This is a genomic window from Blautia sp. LMAG:36 (genome assembly GCF_008680535.1).
GTDB classification, from domain to species: Bacteria; Bacillota; Clostridia; order Lachnospirales; family Lachnospiraceae; genus Blautia_A; species Blautia_A fusiformis.
The window spans coordinates 473,789-496,139 of record NZ_NALB01000007.1; the positions used below are offsets into that span (position 1 = coordinate 473,789).

Annotated in this window: 20 protein-coding genes; 2 read left to right on the forward strand and 18 right to left on the reverse strand. The window is 36.1% G+C overall.

Features of this window, described 5'->3' with window-relative positions; translation table 11 throughout:
- Positions 1-25: 25 nt before the first annotated feature.
- Positions 26-739 (forward strand): ATP-binding protein, encoded by a 714-nt coding sequence (locus CCC17_RS11590; protein ID WP_287083134.1) that lies wholly within the window; start codon positions 26-28, stop codon positions 737-739.
- 144 nt (positions 740-883) lie between these two features.
- On the opposite strand, the gene CCC17_RS11595 is transcribed toward CCC17_RS11590, so the two are convergent.
- From CCC17_RS11595 to CCC17_RS11660, 14 genes are all read right to left on the reverse strand, one after another.
- Positions 884-1,906: an acyltransferase family protein gene (locus CCC17_RS11595; RefSeq protein ID WP_287083135.1), complete on the reverse strand. Its 1,023-nt coding sequence runs from the start codon at positions 1,904-1,906 to the stop codon at positions 884-886.
- A 124-nt stretch (positions 1,907-2,030) separates the two neighbouring features.
- Complete coding sequence (locus CCC17_RS11600; protein WP_287083136.1) at positions 2,031-2,933, reverse strand: sugar phosphate nucleotidyltransferase; 903 nt, start codon at positions 2,931-2,933, stop codon at positions 2,031-2,033.
- 24 nt (positions 2,934-2,957) lie between these two features.
- On the reverse strand, positions 2,958-4,076 hold the full coding sequence (gene glf / locus CCC17_RS11605) for a UDP-galactopyranose mutase (protein WP_059086086.1): 1,119 nt from the start codon (positions 4,074-4,076) through the stop codon (positions 2,958-2,960).
- A gap of 27 nt (positions 4,077-4,103) precedes the next feature.
- The gene (locus CCC17_RS11610) at positions 4,104-5,180 is read right to left on the reverse strand and encodes an acyltransferase (RefSeq protein ID WP_330577325.1); all 1,077 of its coding nucleotides are present in this window, start codon (positions 5,178-5,180) and stop codon (positions 4,104-4,106) included.
- Between the two features lie 132 nt (positions 5,181-5,312).
- A complete protein-coding gene (locus CCC17_RS11615; protein ID WP_059086088.1) occupies positions 5,313-6,560 on the reverse strand; it encodes a hypothetical protein in 1,248 nt (415 codons plus the stop codon).
- Positions 6,561-6,659: 99 nt separating this feature from the next.
- Positions 6,660-8,120, reverse strand: coding sequence for a flippase (locus CCC17_RS11620; RefSeq protein ID WP_059086089.1), 1,461 nt, complete (start codon positions 8,118-8,120; stop codon positions 6,660-6,662).
- Positions 8,121-8,182: 62 nt separating this feature from the next.
- Complete coding sequence (locus CCC17_RS11625) at positions 8,183-9,256, reverse strand: glycosyltransferase (RefSeq protein WP_059086090.1); 1,074 nt, start codon at positions 9,254-9,256, stop codon at positions 8,183-8,185.
- Positions 9,257-9,283: 27 nt separating this feature from the next.
- Entirely contained in the window at positions 9,284-10,339 is a 1,056-nt protein-coding gene (locus CCC17_RS11630) for an NAD-dependent epimerase/dehydratase family protein (RefSeq protein WP_059086091.1), read from the reverse strand.
- Between the two features lies 1 nt (position 10,340).
- The gene (locus tag CCC17_RS11635) at positions 10,341-11,078 is read right to left on the reverse strand and encodes an IspD/TarI family cytidylyltransferase (protein WP_059086092.1); all 738 of its coding nucleotides are present in this window, start codon (positions 11,076-11,078) and stop codon (positions 10,341-10,343) included.
- Between the two features lie 4 nt (positions 11,079-11,082).
- Complete coding sequence (locus tag CCC17_RS11640; protein WP_059086093.1) at positions 11,083-11,901, reverse strand: LicD family protein; 819 nt, start codon at positions 11,899-11,901, stop codon at positions 11,083-11,085.
- Positions 11,898-13,022 (reverse strand): glycosyltransferase family 1 protein, encoded by a 1,125-nt coding sequence (locus CCC17_RS11645; protein WP_287083137.1) that lies wholly within the window; start codon positions 13,020-13,022, stop codon positions 11,898-11,900. The genes CCC17_RS11640 and CCC17_RS11645 overlap by 4 nt, the downstream gene beginning before the upstream one ends.
- Before the next feature lie 31 nt (positions 13,023-13,053).
- Positions 13,054-14,088 (reverse strand): glycosyltransferase family 2 protein, encoded by a 1,035-nt coding sequence (locus tag CCC17_RS11650; protein WP_287083138.1) that lies wholly within the window; start codon positions 14,086-14,088, stop codon positions 13,054-13,056.
- Positions 14,089-14,099: 11 nt separating this feature from the next.
- A complete protein-coding gene (locus tag CCC17_RS11655; protein WP_059086096.1) occupies positions 14,100-14,924 on the reverse strand; it encodes a DUF4422 domain-containing protein in 825 nt (274 codons plus the stop codon).
- A 334-nt stretch (positions 14,925-15,258) separates the two neighbouring features.
- Positions 15,259-16,494, reverse strand: a complete 1,236-nt coding sequence (locus tag CCC17_RS11660) for a transposase (protein WP_287083139.1) — start codon at positions 16,492-16,494, stop codon at positions 15,259-15,261.
- Positions 16,495-16,805: 311 nt separating this feature from the next.
- Between CCC17_RS11660 and CCC17_RS11665 the strand changes: the two genes are divergently transcribed.
- Entirely contained in the window at positions 16,806-17,915 is a 1,110-nt protein-coding gene (locus tag CCC17_RS11665; protein ID WP_287083140.1) for a tyrosine-type recombinase/integrase, read from the forward strand.
- Positions 17,916-18,104: 189 nt separating this feature from the next.
- On the opposite strand, the gene galE is transcribed toward CCC17_RS11665, so the two are convergent.
- From galE to CCC17_RS11685, 4 genes are all read right to left on the reverse strand, one after another.
- Positions 18,105-19,121: a UDP-glucose 4-epimerase GalE gene (galE, locus tag CCC17_RS11670; protein WP_015527335.1), complete on the reverse strand. Its 1,017-nt coding sequence runs from the start codon at positions 19,119-19,121 to the stop codon at positions 18,105-18,107.
- Between the two features lie 92 nt (positions 19,122-19,213).
- Positions 19,214-20,137, reverse strand: coding sequence for a sugar phosphate nucleotidyltransferase (locus CCC17_RS11675; RefSeq protein WP_287083141.1), 924 nt, complete (start codon positions 20,135-20,137; stop codon positions 19,214-19,216).
- A 143-nt stretch (positions 20,138-20,280) separates the two neighbouring features.
- Complete coding sequence (locus CCC17_RS11680; protein ID WP_173739334.1) at positions 20,281-21,636, reverse strand: sensor histidine kinase; 1,356 nt, start codon at positions 21,634-21,636, stop codon at positions 20,281-20,283.
- Positions 21,633-22,307: a winged helix-turn-helix domain-containing protein gene (locus CCC17_RS11685; protein WP_022427063.1), complete on the reverse strand. Its 675-nt coding sequence runs from the start codon at positions 22,305-22,307 to the stop codon at positions 21,633-21,635. Before CCC17_RS11685 ends, CCC17_RS11680 begins: the two co-directional genes overlap by 4 nt.
- Between the last annotated feature and the right edge of the window lie 44 nt (positions 22,308-22,351).

Consider the following 22,351-nt stretch of genomic DNA (forward strand, 5'->3'; position numbering starts at 1 on the left):
TAACACCCAGGAACAAGCTCTGATCATGCGTCTGAAGAGTTTCCGCGTTCCGGAAATGGCCCATATCCTGGAAGAACAGATGAAAGATCCCAATGCAGATCTGAACACGTTTATGGAACGCATGACAGCAATGGTTGATGCAGAGTGGCAGACACGGGCAGATAAACGCTTTAATCGTCTGATGAAAGAAGCACATCTGCGATACCCGGCGGCAGATCTTGATGAAACCATTTACCGTCCAGAACGTCAGCTTGATACCCAGACAATAGAACGTCTGAGTACCTGCCATTGGATAGAAGAAGGAAAAAATCTCATTGTAACAGGTTCTTCTGCCAGTGGAAAAACGTATCTGATCAATGCTTTTTGCATAACTGCAATGAAGCAGTCCAAGAGTGTAAAGTATATAAAAGCGAACACACTTATGAGTGAAATGGAACAGGCACGCATCAAATCCACAAATCTGGATTACCTGAATAAACTGACCAAGCTGGATCTGCTTGTGATCGATGATTTCGGCCTTATGGATCTCGATCTTGATAAATGCCGGGATCTTTTTGAAGTCCTTGACACCAGGGATGGAAGAAAATCAACTGTAGTCATCTCACAGTTTCCAGTCAGTACGTGGTTTGATATGTTTGCTGATAATACCTACGCTGATGCGTGCCTTACACGAATCACAGATAAACATCATACATATCGTCTGGAGATGAACGGTATAAATATGCGTGAAACAGAATGATATCATCTAGCGGTACTTCGTACCGTTAAAAATGGAATAGCAGTTCCGCAGTAGCGGAACTGGCATTCCGTTTAAGCATAATTTGCAATCTGAGCATTTTGCTATTCTTCTGATTAAGGCTGAAACCGATTGTTATCTATTACCCTAAATCAGCTTTTTTTGTAATTTTACAATTGTGTATGTCAAAAACAAACTTATCAAAATACAAAAAACATAATTTTGAAAATAAAATGTCTTTATCCCTATAACATTCATAAGTGCTCTAATTGCAACATGAGTCAAATATAATTCATAAGACATTTTTCCAAACTGCTCCAATATCTTTACAATTCTTTTAGGCATCTTTCGCATACTTACAGCAATACAATACAGCAAAAAAATCCCCCAAAAACACATCAAAATCCTAAATCCTAGTTTTGACACAACTATTTTGGTTACCGGTAAAAAGTCGCACAGCATTATCAGTACTCCAAAGAAAATTCCCATTTTATCTATATTATTAATACAAGCATTCTGGTAAACTTTTTTTCCACACCAACACCCTATGAAAAAAACAAGAAATCTTCCCAATAGAATTTCTATATTTAAATTCAATACAGGAGCTACAATTCTCGGTAAAAATTGAATAACTAAAGCCATAATCAGAAGAATTAACAGTTGCCCCCAATCTGACCACTTTACATGCAATATCTTATAAATAAATGGATAAATTAAATATGCAAAAACAATAAATAACACATACCAAAAGGTTCTTGTCCCTTGTGTAAAAAATGTAGCAAAGCCAAAATCAAATGCAAACATCTTGACACCTTTTTGCATGATAATAAGATCAACCACAATCCAATATGGAATAGCAACCATAAGATAAGCTGGCAAAATTCTCTTTATTCTCTTCTGAAAAAAATGCAAAATATTGGAATCTTTTGACATCGAAAAATATAATCCAACGCCGGACAGAAAAACAAAGAACTCAACTCCAACACTACCAATGAATGTGTTATACAACTTGCCTAAAAATCCCAATCCCCCTCCGGACAAATTTGAATTTGCTATATCTTCAAAAAAATGAAATATCATAATTGAAATTATCGCCACACCATAAATTGCATTACGATTTTTGCTAAATATATTCCAATTATCCTTCGAATTCATCACCGATATATTCATCACAATGTTCCTTTATTTCTTTATATATTGGGGCCATTTGCAAATGATTCTATATGCCTTCTATATAAAATAATAGTAACATTATCCCCATTTACTGACGGCCTCGCTTTTATACAAAAAGCTCCTATAAATCAGCAAAAAGCTCTTCTCTGTAAATTCCTTTTTCCAACATTTCTCTGAAACTATCCTTCACTGCAGCAACATCCTCTTTATAAGTCATACCATGCCAAGTATCATTGGTACGAAGAACCTTTACGGATATCCTGCCTTCTGTCAAAAGTTCTCCAATAAATGTGGGAATCAAAAATTCCGCCTTTATAAGATTCTCCGGGACCACTTTTTCAAAAAAATCTTGAAAACCACTTTCCAACGTTTCCAGAAACTCCGGTGCCAATCCCCACATATTCATAGAAACAAGTGACTCTGTATCCAGCTTTACGCCGTCCGCCTCGGCACCTTCTGCATTCTTCACAATATTGGAAGTCTCCACAATCTCCGCCAAATTATTATGCTTATCCATTTTGCAGATACCACGTGTCACACCACCATTATCAGACAGCGTATTCTTCAACACAAAACCCGCCATACAAGACTGCCCGCCATTTACAAGATAATCATGAACCTCACGAAAGCCTTCTTTTCCATAATAATCATCCGCATTGATCACAACAAAGGGCGTTGTCAAAACATCCTTTGCAGCCAGAACTGCCTGTCCAGTACCCCAAGGCTTCGTACGTCCCTCTGGAAAATCACATGGAATATCTCTGATATCCTGAAAAGCATAATCAACAGTCACAGAATGCTCTCTGCAGACAGCCTCGATTCTGTCTCCGATTACATCCTTGAACTCCTTTTCAATATCCCTGCGGATAATAAAAACCACTTTATTAAAGCCTGCTTCGATCGCATCATGAATCGAATAATCCATGATAATATGACCCTGTTCATCAACCGGCTCCAGCTGTTTGATACCACCGCCAAAACGGGAACCGATACCAGCAGCCATGATAAGTAATGTTGTTTGCATTTAATTTCCCCTCATTTCCTGATCTTAATGTAATTCTTTTTCACAGCGGTCTAATACAGCCGCAATAACCTGATCCATGTCATAATATTTATATTCACCAAGACGTCCGCCAAAAATCACATTTGTCTCAGCTTCTGCCAGCTTTTTATACTCTGCGTAAAGAGCTCCATTCTTTTCATCGTTAACAGGATAATACGGCTCATCCCCCGGCTTCCACTCAGAACTGAATTCTCGGCTAATCACTGTCTTAGGAAGATCGTTACCTTCCTCATCCTTACCAAATTCAAACCATTTATGCTCAATGATACGCGTCCATGGAGTTTCCCGATCCGTATAATTCACAGCTGCATTTCCCTGGAAATTCGGTTTATCCAGAGTTTCTGTTTCAAAACGCACGGAACGATATTCCAGTGTACCAAGCTTATAATCAAAATATGCATCGATCGGACCTGTGTAAACTACTTTTTCAGCCATCGCATCTAATTCATCTTTGTTTTCCAGATAATCTGTACTCAAACGAACCTCAATACCTTCCAGAAGATTTGCTACCATCTTCGTGTAACCTCCAACTGGGATACCCTGATACAAAGCATTAAAATAGTTATTATCAAATGTCAGACGAACCGGCAGACGTTTAATAATAAACGAAGGAAGATCCTTACAGTCACGTCCCCACTGTTTCTCGGTATAACCCTTGATCAACTTTTCATAAATGTCACGTCCGACCAGTGAAATTGCCTGCTCTTCCAGATTCTTTGGTTCTGTAATTCCAGCTTCTTTTCTCTGCTCCTCAATCTTCGCTGCAGCTTCCTCCGGTGTTACCACACCCCACATTTTATTAAATGTATACATATTAAAAGGAAGACTGTAAAGTTCCCCTTTATAATTAGCGACCGGGCTGTTTGTAAACCTGTTGAACTCTGCAAACTGAGTGATATAATTCCATACTTTCTTGTTGTTAGTATGGAAAATATGTGCTCCATATTTATGTACGTTAATACCTTCTGTTTTCTCTGTGTAAACATTTCCAGCAATATTCGGTCGCTTGTCTACTACAAGAACTGTCTTTCCTGATTTTTTTGCTTCGTGCGCGAAGATTGCTCCGTATAAGCCGGAACCTACTACTAAATAATTGTATTTCATTTTTCTTTCACCTCTACAGCCTTTCTTTTAACCAAAAATTTTCCTTTCAAAAAAATTGTAAATTTCTCTAAATATCTTCAACCATGAAACACTATATTTATCTATAATTCTCATATACCTTTTCTCAAATTGATTCTTTCTTACTAAATCAATCATTGTACATATAATATAAACTATAGCAACTACTCCAATAGAATAAGGAATGATCATAATAGAATCCTGATACCTGTAATTTTTGAATAAGCTCATCCACAAAAAAGATCTGACAATTTTATTATCATGAATCAGGTACACTCCAAATGTTGCAGATGCAGTTATATTTATCCATTTACGATAATTCATTTTCCACCTTGTGAACGCTAAAAACAATGTCAAAGATATTAGCAACATAGGTAGTTTTTCTTGTCCATAAAGATATGTTTCATGTGTAGCAAATATATTCCATTTTTTACCAATTACTATGAATACAATGCCACATAAATATGTTAATAAAGAAAATAAAAAACATAATTTAAAATAATGTTTTGATGTAAATTCAGTCTGGAATTTATATTTTTTCTCATATCCGGCAATTGCATATAAAGTCATAAACCATAAAAATGAATTCCCCTGATATTCCGAATTAGTAAATGTTGGAATTATGGACCAGCATACAATAAGTAAAATTAATAATTCCTGATACGATTTTTTTTTCAAATTATTTAAAAATTTATTTAAAAATGGATGTATTAGCAATAAAACAAAATATGTACTTGCAAACCACCATTCAGAAAACGTAATAGGAAAACACATTTTTATTAATGACTGCATTTCAAAATTTTTAATATCTACTATTACAGATATAAAAAAAATTACAAACGAATAAAAAAACACCTGTCCCCAAAACTTTAAGATTCTTCTTATGTAACTGCATACTGATGTTTTCCGATCAATTAAAAAATATCCAGAAATTAATACAAATATATTTACGCCTATTTTTCCCCCACCATAAATAAAATTATACCAAAAATGAGAAATCGTAACTGAATTTGTCTGCCATTTAAATCCACCATGAAAGCAAAATGATGAAATACTATCAATATCATGGATATAATCCGTAATAATTCTATTGAAGAATTACGATTGCAAATTCTGTCAGTAAAATTCTTATTCGACATCTTTCAATATTCCTTACCTTTTTTCATAACACACCAAACAAATAATATTTTAATCATATAATTGAAGTATTATAAAATATTAAACAGCTTTTCCGAAATTTTTGTTAAAATTGGAAGAAATTCTATTATTTTGATATTTGATGTATGATTTTCTACTTTTTGAATATTTATTTCTTTCCATTAATACTGAACCAATCAAAAACCAAAATGTATTATAATGCAAATATAAAAACAAATCGTCTACAATACAATGTCCAGCTATAAATGTAAGCATGAACATCAAATAATAATTTTTATTTTTTAGACATTTAATGAGAGTATAAGTAAGCAATAGTACGACTATAATCATCACAATGATTCCAAATCTTTGCATGATTGATATATAAAAATTATCTACCCATAAATATGTCTTCGTACTTTTATTTCCTGCTGAATCAAGACCATTTCCGATCCATTCCATGTTGTGTTTTCCCCAAAAGGACACTCCATATAATATTAATGATCTTTTTCCAAATTTCAAACGATTATTTAAAAAATCATTAATAGTATACATCCAATTAATACTATCACTAAATTTTACGGTCATCATAATAGACCCGACACATGAAATAACAAACGATAATGTCATTCCAACATGAAGTATTTTAGATTTTTCCAAAATAGATGGAAAAATCTGAAACAAAAACATACATAAGATCATTACTACGGACATATAGAAAGATAATCTTGAATTTGTTTTGTAAAATATAAAACTATTTGAAAGCAATAAAATCAATATGTCATGAATTTTTAATTTCTTTCTTTTTTTATAAAGAATCAATGCTGTGATATTAAATATAATAGCAGCTGGATACAATGCATATCTAAAGCCTAAATATTCCCTATATCTTCCATCAAATAATTCTGTATAATTTTGTATTATTCCAACATAAGCGCTCAAAATAATAGCTATTAACATTACTGATGAAACATATTCTGTTAATTTGGCTATTTTCTCAAATGCAATATCCCGTCCGCAATATACAAAAGCAATCAACAATACAATATCATTAAATAAACTGGTGTTATATATTACAACTCCACACATCATACTACATATAGCTAATCCCCAAAATGCCTTAATATTCTTTTGACATTTTATAATTTCACTTATAAAAATCAAATATAGACATAATACTTTTAGCGCAATGTATACTCTGCCTTCAAAATATTTATAATAAAACGACGTACTTAACAATGCAAAGATCAAATATAAAGTATATGCTACAAAAAAAATCAACTGACTCGTTGGTATTTTTTGTACCTTCATTTTTGTTTTTATTTTCATTTTAATTGATTCCTTCCTTACAATTAAATGATCTCTTTACCATTATACATTGTATTTTATCAATGAATATTATTGTAATAAATGGACTTTTACTGAATCTTATTTCTGCTTACTTATCCTCATTTTATTCAATAACAATTCAAATATTTCTACAGCTATTTTTTCTTTTAGTACAAGTAAAGTGCATCCATATGTACCAAAAAATAAAATTGCTGATAATATTAGTGTTCCAATGCTTCCCCATTTCAAATTTTTCACCCATAATGCAGCACCACTTCCAATCAAAGCAGCACATATAATTTTCAAATATGGAATCTGTATAAAAGCATCTTTTACTTTCTCTTTCAATGCATAAAATTGAACTATCAAAACTACTGCTTCGGCTACCAATGTCCCTATTGCAGCTCCTACCGACGCATATTTAGGAATCAAAATTGCATTGATAATAACATCTACTACGGCTCCTGCGATTTCAGAATATAATACACTTTTTTCTCTTCCCATAGGAACTAACATTTGTATTCCCAATATATTTGTTATTCCTATCAAAACCAGTGTTGGCATAATCAATTTCATAGGCATAACTGCACCTTCATAAGCATTTCCTGACAAAAATATAATTCCTTGTCTTGCAAAGTAAATAAAATAAATTGTCATTGGAATAGCTATAACCATTACAAAATTTAATGATTTTTTTGTAATTCTATAAAATTGTTTTATTTCACCTTTCTGGATATAATAAGACGCTCTTGGCAATAGAACTGTTCCTAAAGATGTTACAATACTTACAAGTATCACTTTTATTTTAATGGCAGCATTATAATATCCAACGTCAGTATCTGATGACATAAAACCTAACATCACAGTATCCAGATTAGTATAAATTGTTGTGGCGCAGGACATTGCAAAAAAAATCAATATAGGTTTTATATGACGTTTTAAATTATATTTTCCAACAAATCTCAAATTTATATATTTATGTGCATTAATAAAATTCAATATATTTGACGCTGAAGAGGCAAATATTGTTATTCCTCCATAAATCACATAATCCTTTTGTTCATGTACCAGCAAAAACATAGCTATTAATGCTACAAATTTAAAAATTACCGATCTCACTGTAATGTAAGTATATTGTTCAAGTGCTTTATACAACCATTCCATACCTATAGATGTAAGTATAATCGTAAAGCTCAAAAGAATATACAGCTCTTTTTCTAATGTCAATTTCTGTATTGTAAATATTGATACAAAAAGCGCCGCATACGAAATTACATTCATAATTAGATTGATAATTAATAATTCCTGCACTACTCTCGATAATTCTTCACGGTTATCTCTCACTTGCGCGCAAGCTCTAATACCATATGTTGGAATACCTAATTGTGCAAACATCGAAAAATAGTTAATAATTGATGTCGCAAATGAAACTTTTCCCGTTCCTATTGGCAAAAGAACACGTGACACATAAGGAAATGTAATTAATGGAAAAATAAAAGAAGACATTGTCAAAAATGCATTCATAACAAAATTAACTTTTAAAGATTGATTTTTTTTCATTATAATTCCTTTTTATTGATACGTATCATCTACATGCATACTTTCTATCTTATCATTCAGATTCAACATTCTTTCATTATTTTTTTTGTATAAAATCCTGAACGTAATTTTTCTCCAACCTCTTCCGCATTCTTTTTCATTGTAGCATACTCATCTTGAGATATTTTATCAACAACATTTTTAATTTCATATAACGACTCAACCATCAATCCGCAATTATTTTCTTTTACAAACTCCGCTAATGCAGCATTTTTCCATATTATTATCGGAATTCCAGATGCAAGATATAAAGATGTTTTATGTGGATTATTAATTCTTAAATACTCGCCAAACACTCCTTCACATGTATTCGAAGATGTACCATCCCATACTAATCCCCATGCCCCTTGCATTACATATGGAAGTTGCTCCGGCGGAAATGCTCCATAATATTTTATGTCTTTGTTAGTATTTCCAGTGTACCCTACACCGTACAAATTAAACTTTTGATTTTCAGGCAATTGATATGCATAATAGGCCTTATGTTTTCTAAGTGCCCCTGCAATAATAATTGGTTCATTTTTATCTAATACATCTACTTCTTTTTTTTCCAGATCGTACTCTGGAATTAAATAATCAAAGATTTCTAAAACTGCTATTTTAGAAGCATCTATTCCACATTTGATAAGATATTCTTTCATTTTTGTATTGTGTGCTACTATTTTGGAGCAATTTTTTAAAACTCTTTTTTCTTCTAAATATATACGTAATCTTTTTTTCTTTCCCAGATCACTCCTTTTGGCAGAACGAAGAATTTCCAAGTCATGTATAATTAAAACTATTTCTATATTTCTTTTACAAAAACTTTTAATTAAATCTGCAAAAAAAAGTGAATGTTCAATAATGGGGAACTGTATAAAAACTCTATCTCCTGCTTTTATTCTTTTAAATTTGTTCTTCCAAATTGACAATATAGAAAAATGTTCTTTCATTTTTCCTATAATACTTTTAGAATTTCTTTTGTTTTCTTGTGATGGAATTTCTATTTCATTCATATTTAAGCTCTGCATGATAGAATACAAATCATCTCTAGCCTTGATGCCCGCTGTTTTTTTTACTCCATCACCGATTTGTATCTCTTTCACATAATAATCCATCGTGCTTATTCTCTCCATTCTATTTCATTAAAAAACTTCCTGTTTCATATAATCCAGCAATTTTGCATACGACATTTTCAAATCAATATTGGCATTCCATCCCAATTTCTGCATTTTTTCGGCACTTAAATGCATTTTCACATCTGGCGCATATCCGTTCTCATTCAAATTTGGGGAGATATCATAAACGACCTTTTGTTTTCCATTTCCAAATTCATCAATTAACATTTCAGCCATCTTCGCTATTGTAGTATGACAGTCCTCATTTGAAATATTATAAGAATCTCCCTTAACACCTTTGAGTAGCAATATCATTATTCCTATTATAGCATCCGCCGAATATACATAGTTCCCTTCTGAAAGACCTTTTGTATGCAAAACAACATCTTCTCCATATAAAATGCTTTTTGCAAATTGTGCAAACACTCTGTTTTCTGTTTTTAAAATTCCAGCTCCAAAAGTTTGCGCCAATCTTGCCGTAACTACATTAACATTATACTGGGCTGCATATGCATTACATAAGCATTCACAATATCTTTTTCCTTCTGGATAACAACTTCTCACTGACGCCAAATTCACATATCCCAGTTGATTTTCTGTAATTTTATGATCCTGAGTGTTTAATATTCCATATACTTCCATTGAAGAAATAAACACCATATTTATTACTGATTTTGTTCTTGCCAGTTCCAATAAATTCAATGTACTATTCGCTGCAAGTTTGAGGCAATCCACAGGATATTTAATCATGTCCTTTGATGCGGTTACTGCCGCGCAATGAACAATATAATCAACTTTTTCAGCTATATTTAAAGAATTCTTTTCCAAATCACATGATATATACGTAATATTTTTTTCGTCGTACAATTCTCCAAATACGCTCTTTGCTTTATCCGTGTTTCGAATTATTGCTATAATCTTTAAATCCAAACCATACTTTTTATTGCAGTACGCAAAATTTTTCACTAATAATGATCCCACCAAACCAGTTGCACCGGTAATAAGAATCACTTTATTTTTGAATCTATCAAAACTTATATTACTATTCGAAACATATTCAAAATCTTTTTCTAATACTCCCATTCTATTCCTCAATTCCATAAATCTGCGCATTTTCTTTTGCATCTAAAATAGCTCTCATAATATAAAAATCATCTGGTGTCGTAATTTTTATATTTTCAGTTGGACCTTCGATCAAATAAATCTTTTTTCCATACTTTTTCATCAAAGAGCAGGAATCAATAGCATTTGTTAATCCTTCATTAATTGCTCTCCGTTCAACTTCCATAATATCATTCAAAAAGAAGCTCTGAGGGGCCTCCGCCAATCGAACGCAATTCCTATCTGGAATTGTATTAATTTCTGCATTATCTTCATTCTCTACAAGAAGAATTGTTTCTTTTGCTTTTACACAAGTTATGGCAGACCCGTTTTCCTTTACAGATCTTATATTATCGGTTATTAATTTCGAATTAATCAAAGGTCTGACTCCATCATGAATCAATACAATATTTTTCTCTTCTTTATCTACCACTGATTCAGCTGCACAAAGTCCATTATAAATTGAAAGCTGTCCGGTTTTTCCTCCAGGAACAATTTTCTTCACCTTTCTTATATTATATTTTTCTAACAATTCGTTCAAATATTGAATTCTGTCTTCAATGCATGAAATTACTATTGCATCTATCTCATCATGATTCTCAAATTGTTCCAATGTATGAATTATAACTGGTTTTCCTCTCAACATTAAAAACTGTTTAGGTAACTCCTTGCTATGCATTCGACTTCCTATGCCACCAGCAAAAATCACTGCAATATTCATATATTTACTCCTCCGTACAAAATACCGTCATTTCATGACAAATTCTTTGGCTTTCAGGTGGTAATTCCATATAATCTTTATACAATCCTGTTAAATACTCATCATAATTAGATGGTGCATTGAAAAAATATTTTTCAAATTCTACAGATATAGGTTTCATATAGCCTTTTTTATGTATTTTTTCCTGCGGACCATATCCCCACAGAATTCCTCCAATAAATTCTGAATCTTCAAATTTATAGGTTTTTGCTAATTCATCTATTTTTTCACAAATCTTCTCACTACTTATAACAGATAAACATTTTATCACAACAGGCTTTGCAATCCTTTTAAAAAGATTTTTCCCTTTTCCGATTTTAGCTATTTTTAAAAAAATAAGTTTACGTAATTTCAAAGATTTTTTATATATTTTATCAGTTTCTTTTGAATCATTTGGATTTCCATCAATAGGAAAAACATCTATCCATATACCATTTACATTCAAATCATCATCATAAAATTCTGTGGATATTTTTGTTCTTTTATCAACCAATTTTATAAACGGAAATTTCAAAGTTCCATCTTTCCACGAACAAATTTTTAAATGATTTGGCAAACTTGAAAAATCAATATCTTTTTTTTCTAATAATCGATCATAATCTGGTCTTGGCATCAACACATCAATGTCATCATCCCATGGAATAAATCCTTTATGGCGAATTGCTCCCAGCAATGTTCCACCGCATAATGTATAATACAGATTATTTTCTTTACATAGCTTATCAAAATCTACCAGAATATTTAATTCTGTTTCTTTTATTTCCTCCAAACTCATTTTTCTCATTTGTTCACCACACCATCCAACAATAATTTTTCTAATTTTTTTGCTTCGGTATGAATTTCATATCCTCGCATTGTAAAATTTTCCACTATCTCATTTATGGAAACTCGGTTTATATTTGCTTTAATGTTTAATATTTCTTCAGCCCAGGACTCCGCTGAATTTTCCAAATTCCAAAATATAAATGATGGATTAATTTTAACTTCTTTAGGAATTACGCTGTCAGATGCTAACATAGGTACTCCATTTGCCTGCGCTTCCATCGCAGCCATGCTGAGGCCTTCAAATTTAGATGGAAACAAAAACAGATCGAATGTACTCAACCATCCACATATGTCTTTCTGAATTCCGGCCATATATACATACTTATTTAGTTTCTTTTTATCAATCTCTTTTTCAAGCTTTGTCTTGTCTTCTCCATCACCTATTAAAATCAATCTTACTTTTGGTTCTTTTTTTATAAGTTTTTCAAATATGTCTAAAATAAACATTTGATTTTTTTGGAAATGCAACCTTCCTATATTTCCTATGATATAATTTTCTTCCCACTTCAAATCTCGCCGCAATTTTTTTCGCTTCACATCATCAAAACAATATTTTTCTACGTCTATTGCATTACTGATAATAATAGATTTTTTTATTATTGAAGAATCATAAAACCATTCCGAAGCTTCTTTTGAACAGCTCCAAAAATCCGTTGCGTAATGAGCAATTCTTTTTTTATTATATTGATGTAAAATTCCTCTTAACCTGCTATCCATATTTTGAGAATTATGGCTATGTATAATTCTTCTTTTTACCCCATATTTTTTTGCCATTTTCAGATAATCAATATTGGCAAGACTACACACATTCACCCATATTGCATCATACTTAGAAGCATTATTTTCAAAAAAATTTTTTAATTCTTTTTTGTATTTTTTATAATTTTTACTTCTCGCAGGAAAATGAAATGTTTGTGAGCCATTGGAAATAATTTCATCTTCGAAAGCGATTTTATTATATGAATTACATAAAAAATCAAAATGAAAGATATTCTTATCCATGTAATGATAGTAATTCATAATAACACTCTCTACCCCACCTGGATTTTCTGTCATACCAAAAACTAATATTTTATACATAGGTTTCCTCACAATTTAATGTTTGACTATTTTAATTTCTACTTTTTTCGTAAATATAATTTTGATATGCCCGCACAATATATATGATACTTGCAATATGAACCAATTTATATTTCATAAAAAAAACAGGCAATGTTCTCGCTGAAAAATTATTCTTTATATGGAACTTTTTTATCGCATCTTTGAATACAGGTGTATTTATAATTTTTTTTATATGCTCTATTTTTTTTACATAATTTTCTTTATTATTAACGCAAAATATACCTCTAACACAGGCTATATTTAAATGCATTAAAATATAATCATTAAATGCCAATTGTACATTTTCATGTTGTTTTTCAATATACTTACTCGTTATATTCATAGCTTCAATATATTGAAGCACTTTTTTATCTGCGTTACTCCTCATCGTAGACTCATTGTCTATAGAATAATGGTAAAATATCGTATCACTTATGCTAATTCTGGAACAATGCATTAAATAATGTAATGTAAAATCACTATCCTCTGAAAGCTGCATTTTTGTATTAAAGCTAATTCTATTTTCATAAATAATGCTTTTCCTAAAAATCTTTCCCCAAACCTGCATGAATTTTGTTGGATTTGCGATCATTTCCAACTTCATTTTTTCTGCAGAGTCATTAAAATAATATGTTTTCTCTTCTTTATTGTTTATATAATTTGCTCTATTACCAATCTCGTAACTATATACATACAAATCCGCTTTAGCATTTAATATATCTTCGTAAATATATTTTTTGCTTTTAGATACTATATAATCATCTGCATCGACAAAGACAATCCATTCTCCTCTGGCGTTTTTCAATCCTTCATTTCTAGCTCTTGACACTCCTTTTTCCGAATGAATTAGTTTAATATTTTCTCCATATTTTTGAATTAATTTTAATACAACACTATTGGTGTAATCAGTTGATCCATTTTCAACAATCAATATTTCATATTTCTCCATGTTACAAGTATGTGTAATACTTTCCACAGCTCTTTCTAATGTATCAGCCGCATTATATGCTGGAATAATATATGAAATTAATATTTTTTCATTCATAATCCTCTTATTTAAAAGCTCCCCTCATATCTTTTTCCAACAAACTTAGCTTTTAAAAACGCTGTACTCTTTTTCCACCAATTAATCTTTTCCATATGCTGGTAAGGCAACTCTTTAATCTCATTTTTCTTAATTTTCCCTAGTTTAATCTCACCATCAAGCCACACATTAAATATTATCTCGCTTACTCTTCCATAAAATCGCCCCTGAAATGCTGATAATTCCTGTGGATCGATGCGTTTTTCTAACTCGAAGAGAATATCAAATAACCATTCACAATAATCATTCAGATATCGTTTTTGCATGATCATCATATTGAACATATATCCGTAAGTGTGTTTTACAACTTCATCATAACTTTTCAGATAGTCGGGATATTTTTCAGCGATTATCTCTCTGGTGATATCTAATTGAGATGCATAATGTGTATGTTCATAATGGGAATATAAGGTTTCTATATAATACTTTCTTTTTTTAGGTACAAAAATTTTATATTTTTCCAACATTGGGCGCAGCTCATTATACGTAAGAACACCTTCAAATGGTGCCTTGGTTTTCTTTCCAAAATGGCGTCTATAATGTGCCAATCCTGTATAATCCGTGTCAAGATTTTTCCATGCCCAATATAAGCCTGTAAGCTCACAATACGCAGCGTTTTTGTTTGAAATGTTTTCTCCTGTATTATCTTTTTGATACCCTAAATCCAGCGGATTTCCATTCTGATCTGTTTTTCCCTCTGCGCCAACATGCAGTGGAAGATACATTGCATCTTGAGGCATTTCATATTTTTTATGTGTTGCTACTATAATTTTTACTGTAGGCGTATTCTTCGTCATTTCAATATTTCCTTACATGCTTTCTCTCTTTTTTCTATTCATCCTCCATATGCAAGTTTTTATTTTTCATAACTTCGAATACACTCCCCAACTCAAAAGCCGGCACATTCTTCGCCGTGCCCATCCCTTCTTCAGGCACACACACGACAGGCGGTATTCAACCCGACGGTGTTTATCACTGATATACACCGTGTTTTGCTTTCGCTTTCTTTTTGTCAGCACGGCAAAGCCGATGCACTGACCTTATGACATCTGTTTTCCGACATGCCATAAGGTCAATCCACCTGCGCTCTTTTCATGCTGATATTCTGTTCTGTTTCCTTTGTTCTTCCCTTCATGCTCTGCGTCCAAACTGTGTCAGGCACTTTTTCCCGAGATTTCTCACAGCATTCAGATACCGATTCATCTGGTGTCCGTTGGCACAGCAGCATAGTTCTGTTCTGGTGTCAGTCCGAATGATTTCTGCACCACACTTTGCACAAATTTTGCTGATGCCGGTGGCGTGGACTTCGATAACAATGATTCCGTTTTTCCAGGCTTTGTAGTCCAGGTACTGGCGAATCCTGGTGCTTAAGTGGAGCGGGCCCCAGTTTCCTGAGCCTTTCATGACGTTTCTGGAATATTCCTGGTTATAACGTGGAAGTACGATCACAGAAACGTCCTGCTCTACGGCAAAACGTAAGATCTGGCTTGTGACCTGGTGTCCATAGTGTTCAGAAAGATGTTTCAGATGCATCCAGTATTTCTGATCTACTCTGCCTGTCTGTCTGCCTCCGGTTGCTTCCTGGGACTTCTGGATTTTTTCCAGAAGCTTTCTGCAATGGTGGCTGTATTCATTTCCGCCTTTCCAGAACTTCACTGCGATCTCCTGACCGGTTCCGTCCAGAACAACGCCTGCTGCAAAGGCATCACTGTTTGTAAACTGAATACAGAGTATCCTGCATCCTGCCTGCATCCTCTGACGTACGGTTGCTGTATTTTCATTGTTCTGACGTACTGGAACATGCAGCATGTCATATTTGTATTCAAAAACTACGGATGGTGACATGAGTCTGGCGTTTTCCGGAAAGTCTCTGCCTGACAGCCGACAATGCATCCAGGTCCATGTGTCTCCTGTCCAGACACGCAACGTGATCTCTTTAGCGGAAAAATCCTGATACATTCCTTTGTAATAAGTAACTGCTGCATTTAGTTTCTCTGCTCTGCCGATCTTCTCATCCTGGGCAAAACGGCTGATATAGCTTTTGGCTGAAGCAATTCCTTCATTGGCTGCTGCTCTTCGAAAATACAGTGGAACCTTTTGCCAGGGGAGGGGATCTGATGGTATGCGTCCGCCTCGTCCCGGAATGCTCATGATCTCCAGCTCGCGTAAAGTCTGCTGGCTTCCCAGTTCCCAGAGATCCGTATGATCCAGAAGCAGGTTGTAATAAAATTCAGCGATCCGGTTATAAAATTCCTGTGTGGTCCGCAGCCATTCCGGATGTCTGCACCAGAGATGCAGTCGCCAGGTTGTGATGCTGTAGCCGCTTTTTCCGGTGTTTTCTTTTTTGCCGGTTTCCGGTTCTTTCATTTTGGTTCTCCGTTTTTTGCAAAGAAAAATCATTATAATATAACTTATCTAAATTATTATTTTTGTCACTTATCATTTCCATAAGCGACAGGTGATTTTCTCTCAAATTGCATAGTTTTTGAATCTTAATCAATGATAGCATTGCACCCTGTCACTGTCAAGATACGAAAAATGCACCACTTTCGACCAAAAATGCAGGTTTTTTCGGTTAAATTTTTTTATATACGACAAATTTTCCTTTTTTTCGCTTATTAGTGGTCACAAAAATGGTCAGACTTTTGCTATAATAGTGCGAAAAGGAGACTACGATTATGCCTAGAAAAGGGGAAAATATCAGAAAAAGAAAAGATGGCCGATGGGAAGCACGCTATGAAAAATGTCGTGACCAGAATGGACGGATCCAGTACGGATATCTGTATGGTCGTACATACGAGGCTGTAAAAAAGAAAAAGCTGGCTGTTTTATGTCAGAATAATCTTCAAAACTCTCCGGGAAAGTGTTATGTATTTCGAAACCTCAGTGAAGAATGGATGTTATCCATGCGTTATGCTGTAAAGCTCAGCACCTATGCCTGCTACGAAACACTTCTTGATACACATATCCTTCCGGAATTTGGTGATATGCCGCTGAGATACATTTCTTCTGCTTCTGTATATGCCTTCTCTGAAAAGCTGAAACGGCAGGGGCTTTCGCCACGTACCATCAAAAATCTTCTGATCCTGTTCCACAGCATTTTACGCTATGGTGAAAAACAGGGGTATCTGAATCTTTCACAGCTTGAATTTCGGTATCCCAAAATAAATACCAGTCCTTTTCAGCTTATTTCTCATGAACATCTCACAAAGCTGATCACAGTTCTCTCTGCTGAGGACTCAGAATTTCCCATCGGCATCTTACTATGTATTTATACAGGGATCCGCGTTGGCGAGCTCAGCGGCATCCGTTGGGAAGATATTGATTTTGATAAAAAGCTGCTACATATAAGGCGAACGATCTCACGGATAAAAAATCTTGATTATTCTGGTGAATCTGATGACGAACCCAAAACCGTTTTAATGATAGGTCCTCCTAAATCAGTCTCATCCATCAGGGATATTCCAATCCCTGATTTTTTATTGAAAAAAATGAAGCGGATTGCTGCTGAACCTGATTCATACCTGCTGACGGGTACGAATCGTAAGTGTATGGAGCCCAGAAATATACAGCGTAAATTCCAGAAGCTCCTTCAGCAATGTGAAATCCCCAGTATCAACATTCATTCTCTCCGGCATGCTTTTGCCACCCGTTGTACGGAAATGGGATTTGACAGCAAGACACTTTCTGAAATTCTGGGACATTCGTCCGTCAAAATCACCATGGATATTTATGTGCACAGCAGCATAAAACAAAAACAGAAGTGCATGGAAAAGCTGAACTATTAGCAGTCAAAATTATGGTCAACGCAGGCCGGAAGTCCGCATTTATACGGGTTTCCGGCCTGTTTGTCGCTTATGGAAATGATAAGCGACTTTTTTACCCTCAAAAAAAACAACACGGCAGACATCCCTCCGGGGCTGTCTGCCGTGTTTTATATCGCTTTTATATTTTTATGTAATTAAGCTTTCTGTTCCTTAAGCCTCATATCCATTAGGGTTCTGGCTCTGCCATCTCCAGGAGTCTGCACACATCTCGCGGATTCCGTTCTCTGCCTTCCAGCCAAGCTCTTTCTCAGCTTTGGTTGCATCGGAGTAGCAGGTTGCGATGTCGCCTGGGCGGCGTGGTTTGATCACATATGGGATCTTAACGCCGGTAGCTGCCTCAAAGTTCTTAACGATATCAAGAACACTGTAGCCTTTTCCGGTTCCAAGGTTGTAGATACTTAATCCGGAATTGTCTTCCAGCTTCTTAAGGGCTTTTACATGGCCCTTGGCAAGGTCTACTACGTGGATGTAGTCACGGACACCTGTTCCATCCGGTGTATCGTAATCGTTTCCGAATACGCCAAGCTCTTTCAGCTTGCCTACTGCTACCTGTGTGATATATGGCATCAGGTTGTTCGGGATACCATTTGGATTCTCACCGATGGTTCCGCTCTTATGAGCACCGATCGGGTTGAAGTAACGAAGAAGAACTACGTTCCACTCCGGGTCTGCCTTCTGGATGTCTGTAAGGATCTGCTCCAGCATGGATTTGGTCCAGCCATATGGATTGGTACACTGTCCCTTCGGGCACTCCTCGGTGATCGGAATCATTGCCGGATCTCCGTATACGGTTGCTGAGGAAGAGAAAATGATATTTTTTACATTATGTTTTCTCATCACGTCTACAAGAGTAAGGGTTCCTGCGATATTGTTCTCATAATACTCCCACGGCTTGGCAACAGATTCACCAACTGCTTTCAGTCCTGCAAAATGAATACAGGAGTCGATCTCTTCTTTGTCAAAAACTTCATTTAATGCTTCGCGGTCCAGGATATCTGCTTTATAGAATTTCACCGGTTTGCCTGTGATCTTGGATACTCTGTCCAGAGCCTTCTCACTGGAATTGCATAAATTGTCAACTACTACAACATCATATCCTGCGCTCTGCAGCTCTACAACGGTATGACTTCCAATGTATCCTGCTCCACCTGTTACTAAAATTGCCATAGTTTTTCTCCTCCTCTATTGGATCTAACTGTTCCTGTTTATTTTAGCACTGTTCCTTTGTTTCCACAATAGCAGAAAACCAGGTTTACTACTTAATCCCAGAGTCCCTGCGGATAAAGTCCCTGATCCTTCAGATTCTGGATCGCGGCTACCACTACCGGTTTGTCCTCTTTATAGGTCACTCCGTACCATTTATCCTGTGTGGTAAGGACCCTGACTGCTGCCTTTTTTTCCTGGAGGAGCTCGTCAACTACAAACGGAAGGAAATATTCGCATTTCAGAGGATTTTCCGGGATGCTCTTTTCAAGGAATACCGGGAAGCGTTTTACCAGCTCTTTCATAAATCCGCCGGTGAATCCCCACATGTTCATGGATACCGGAGTCTCTCCCGGGAGACTTGTCCAGGTTTTTCCATCGTCCTCTGTGTAGGCTGCTCCGCCGTCACGTTTCTCAATGTGTGTTCGCTCATTGATATCTGCAAGATATCCATTTTCATCTGTCTCACAGACACCTCTGGAAACGTAGCCGTTGTCTGTCAGGGTATTCTCAAGACGGTAGCCTACCATCATATACTGGGCAGGTACAGTGTCCTCCTGGGCCTGGATCAGGAAATCATACGCCATCTTAAAGGCATGGGTTCCATAATAATCATCTGCATTGATCACCACAAACGGTCCGTCGATCTCTCCGGCACAGCTTAATACCGCATGTCCGGTTCCCCATGGCTTCACACGGCCTTCCGGAACCCGGAAACCTTCCGGGATGTTGTTAAGATCCTGATGCACATAAACGATCTCCACCTTGTCACTTAAGCGGTCGCCAATGGCATCGCGGAAATCCTGTTCATTCTCTTTTTTTATGATGAATACCACTTTCTTAAAGCCTGCACGTACGGCATCATAAATGGAAAAATCCATGATGATATGACCTTCCTGATCTACAGGATCGATCTGTTTCAGTCCGCCGTAGCGGCTTCCCATTCCTGCTGCCATTACTACCAGAACCGGCTCTTTCATAATTTTGTTCCTCCTGATTTTTAGAAATACAGGGATTTTTTCCCATACATAGTTTAAGCCGGTCAGATTCTCATCCGACCGGCCTTTGAATCTTTTTTTATTATACTACACTTCACCGTGAAATCCTACTGATTATTTTCAGTTTATTTTCGGTCAGAAGTATTCTCCGGGAAAACGATCTCCATCCTGGTTCCAACTCCCTGTTCACTTTCCACGTTGATCTGTGCATGATGAAGCGTTGCTCCATGCTTCACAATGGAAAGCCCCAGACCGGTTCCGCCGGTCTGTCTGGAATGGCTTTTGTCTACCCGGTAAAAGCGCTCAAAGATCCTTCCCTGTTCACTTTTCGGGATTCCGATCCCATCATCTGCCACACAGTAGAACGGATGCCCTTTCCGGTTGCCTACCATGATCCGCACATGACCATTCTGTTCTGTATAGCGAACTGCATTGTCTGCAATATTAAAAAGCATCTCATAGAGTACATGGCGGACACCCTTGATCTTCTCTGCACTTCCGGCAAGCTCAAGGAAAATATTTTTCTTTCCGGCAGGATGTCTGAGATTATTTCTTACGTCTTCCGCAAGCTCATAAAGATCCACCTCTTCAAAAGGAACCTCACTGTTGCTTTCATCCAGTCTGGAAAGCTGGATGATATCCGCTACCAGATTGGAAAGTCTTATTGATTCATGGTAGATCCTTCCGGAAAATTCCCGTATATGATCTGCCGGAACCATGCCGTTCATCATAAGCTCCGCATAACCGGAAATGGACATCAGCGGGGTCTTCAGCTCATGGGAAACATTTGCAGAAAATTCCTTCCGGATCTCCTCTGCCTCCTTCAGTTCTTTTACCTGCTGCCGGATCTGCCGGTTCTGTTCATCCACCCGCACAAGAAGGGGACGCAGCTCCTCATAGCACACATTGTTCAGCGGATGCTCCAGATCCAGATCGTTGATCGGACGGATCAGCTCTCTGGTCTGTCTCTGTGCAAAAACAAACTCCAGGATCAGTACCAGGAGCATCAGAAGTCCCAGCACAGCAAGACTTGAGATCCAGGTGGAATATATGGAGTCTACGGTTTTTCCTACACGGAGCACATTTCCGTCATCCAGCTTCACCGCATAATAAAAGGTCTTTTTTGCAAAGGTTTCTGAATAACGGATACTTTCGCTTTTTCCATTTTTTTCTGCCTGTATAAATTCCGGACGATCACTGTGATTTGCCAGTTTTTTCGGAGAGGCCTCAGAATCGTAGAGAACGGTTCCGTCTTTACGGATGAGAGTCACACGACTTGATGATACTGTCTGAAGCTTTTTTGTGAGAAAGGAATCTCCATACTCATCCATGGCAAGGCAGATATACTGCGCTTCCTCACGGACTCCCCGCTGCATGTATGTGTTTAATTTATTGTAGGTGACCACACTTGCTGCCAGAAACGTGACAAGAACAGCAAAAATGATCATAATGCTTGTATGATGCAGAATTTTCTTTTTCATACATGATCTCCGATCCGGTATCCCACGCCACGCACTGTCTCGATCAGATTTCCAGCTTCCCCCAGCTTTTGTCGGAGAGTCCGTACATGAACATCTACAGTCCTTGTTTCTCCGTCAAAATCATAGCCCCACACATGGCACAGGATCTGGTTTCTGGACATGACCAGTCCTTTGTTCTCCATAAGATATTCCAGAAGCTCGAATTCCTTTCTGGTCAGCTCCTTCACCTCACCCTGATAGCTGACTTCGTGACGGGACACATTGACACGAAGATCCTTACAGTACAGCTCTCTCTCTTCGCTCTGCCTTGCGCAGCGCCGAAGGACCGCTTTGACCCTGGCTACAAATTCCATCATCCCGAAGGGCTTGGTGATGTAATCATCTGCGCCGCCCTCCAGACCTTTTACCTTGTCAAACTCCGCTTCTTTGGCTGTGACCATGATCACCGGGATATCCCGGGTCCTGGTGTCACTTTTCAGTCGTTTCAAAATATTATACCCATCTTCACCCGGGAGCATGATATCCAGCAGGATCAGTTCCGGCATATTTTTTTTCATGGCTGTGTCAAGTTCTGCCCCGGTTTCAAAACCTTCTGCCTCAAAGCCTGTTGTCTCCAGGGTATAGACAAGAAGCTCTCTGATATTTCTCTCATCTTCCACACAGTAGATCATTCTATATCCTCTCTGTTCGTTTTTTGCCGTTGGCACTTCATAAT

What these genes read in the sequence shown, in the direction of transcription:
- CCC17_RS11590 (WP_287083134.1), top strand. Translation starts at nt 26, where the DNA reads ATGCGTCTGAAGAGTTTCCGCGTTCCGGAAATGGCCCATATCCTGGAA.
- CCC17_RS11595 (WP_287083135.1), bottom strand. Translation starts at nt 1,906, where the DNA reads ATGAATATATCGGTGATGAATTCGAAGGATAATTGGAATATATTTAGC.
- CCC17_RS11600 (WP_287083136.1), bottom strand. Translation starts at nt 2,933, where the DNA reads ATGCAAACAACATTACTTATCATGGCTGCTGGTATCGGTTCCCGTTTT.
- glf (WP_059086086.1), bottom strand. Translation starts at nt 4,076, where the DNA reads ATGAAATACAATTATTTAGTAGTAGGTTCCGGCTTATACGGAGCAATC.
- CCC17_RS11615 (WP_059086088.1), bottom strand. Translation starts at nt 6,560, where the DNA reads ATGAAAATAAAAACAAAAATGAAGGTACAAAAAATACCAACGAGTCAG.
- CCC17_RS11620 (WP_059086089.1), bottom strand. Translation starts at nt 8,120, where the DNA reads ATGAAAAAAAATCAATCTTTAAAAGTTAATTTTGTTATGAATGCATTT.
- CCC17_RS11625 (WP_059086090.1), bottom strand. Translation starts at nt 9,256, where the DNA reads ATGGATTATTATGTGAAAGAGATACAAATCGGTGATGGAGTAAAAAAA.
- CCC17_RS11630 (WP_059086091.1), bottom strand. Translation starts at nt 10,339, where the DNA reads ATGGGAGTATTAGAAAAAGATTTTGAATATGTTTCGAATAGTAATATA.
- CCC17_RS11635 (WP_059086092.1), bottom strand. Translation starts at nt 11,078, where the DNA reads ATGAATATTGCAGTGATTTTTGCTGGTGGCATAGGAAGTCGAATGCAT.
- CCC17_RS11640 (WP_059086093.1), bottom strand. Translation starts at nt 11,901, where the DNA reads ATGAGAAAAATGAGTTTGGAGGAAATAAAAGAAACAGAATTAAATATT.
- CCC17_RS11645 (WP_287083137.1), bottom strand. Translation starts at nt 13,022, where the DNA reads ATGTATAAAATATTAGTTTTTGGTATGACAGAAAATCCAGGTGGGGTA.
- CCC17_RS11650 (WP_287083138.1), bottom strand. Translation starts at nt 14,088, where the DNA reads ATGAATGAAAAAATATTAATTTCATATATTATTCCAGCATATAATGCG.
- CCC17_RS11655 (WP_059086096.1), bottom strand. Translation starts at nt 14,924, where the DNA reads ATGACGAAGAATACGCCTACAGTAAAAATTATAGTAGCAACACATAAA.
- CCC17_RS11660 (WP_287083139.1), bottom strand. Translation starts at nt 16,494, where the DNA reads ATGAAAGAACCGGAAACCGGCAAAAAAGAAAACACCGGAAAAAGCGGC.
- CCC17_RS11665 (WP_287083140.1), top strand. Translation starts at nt 16,806, where the DNA reads ATGCCTAGAAAAGGGGAAAATATCAGAAAAAGAAAAGATGGCCGATGG.
- galE (WP_015527335.1), bottom strand. Translation starts at nt 19,121, where the DNA reads ATGGCAATTTTAGTAACAGGTGGAGCAGGATACATTGGAAGTCATACC.
- CCC17_RS11675 (WP_287083141.1), bottom strand. Translation starts at nt 20,137, where the DNA reads ATGAAAGAGCCGGTTCTGGTAGTAATGGCAGCAGGAATGGGAAGCCGC.
- CCC17_RS11680 (WP_173739334.1), bottom strand. Translation starts at nt 21,636, where the DNA reads ATGAAAAAGAAAATTCTGCATCATACAAGCATTATGATCATTTTTGCT.
- CCC17_RS11685 (WP_022427063.1), bottom strand. Translation starts at nt 22,307, where the DNA reads ATGATCTACTGTGTGGAAGATGAGAGAAATATCAGAGAGCTTCTTGTC.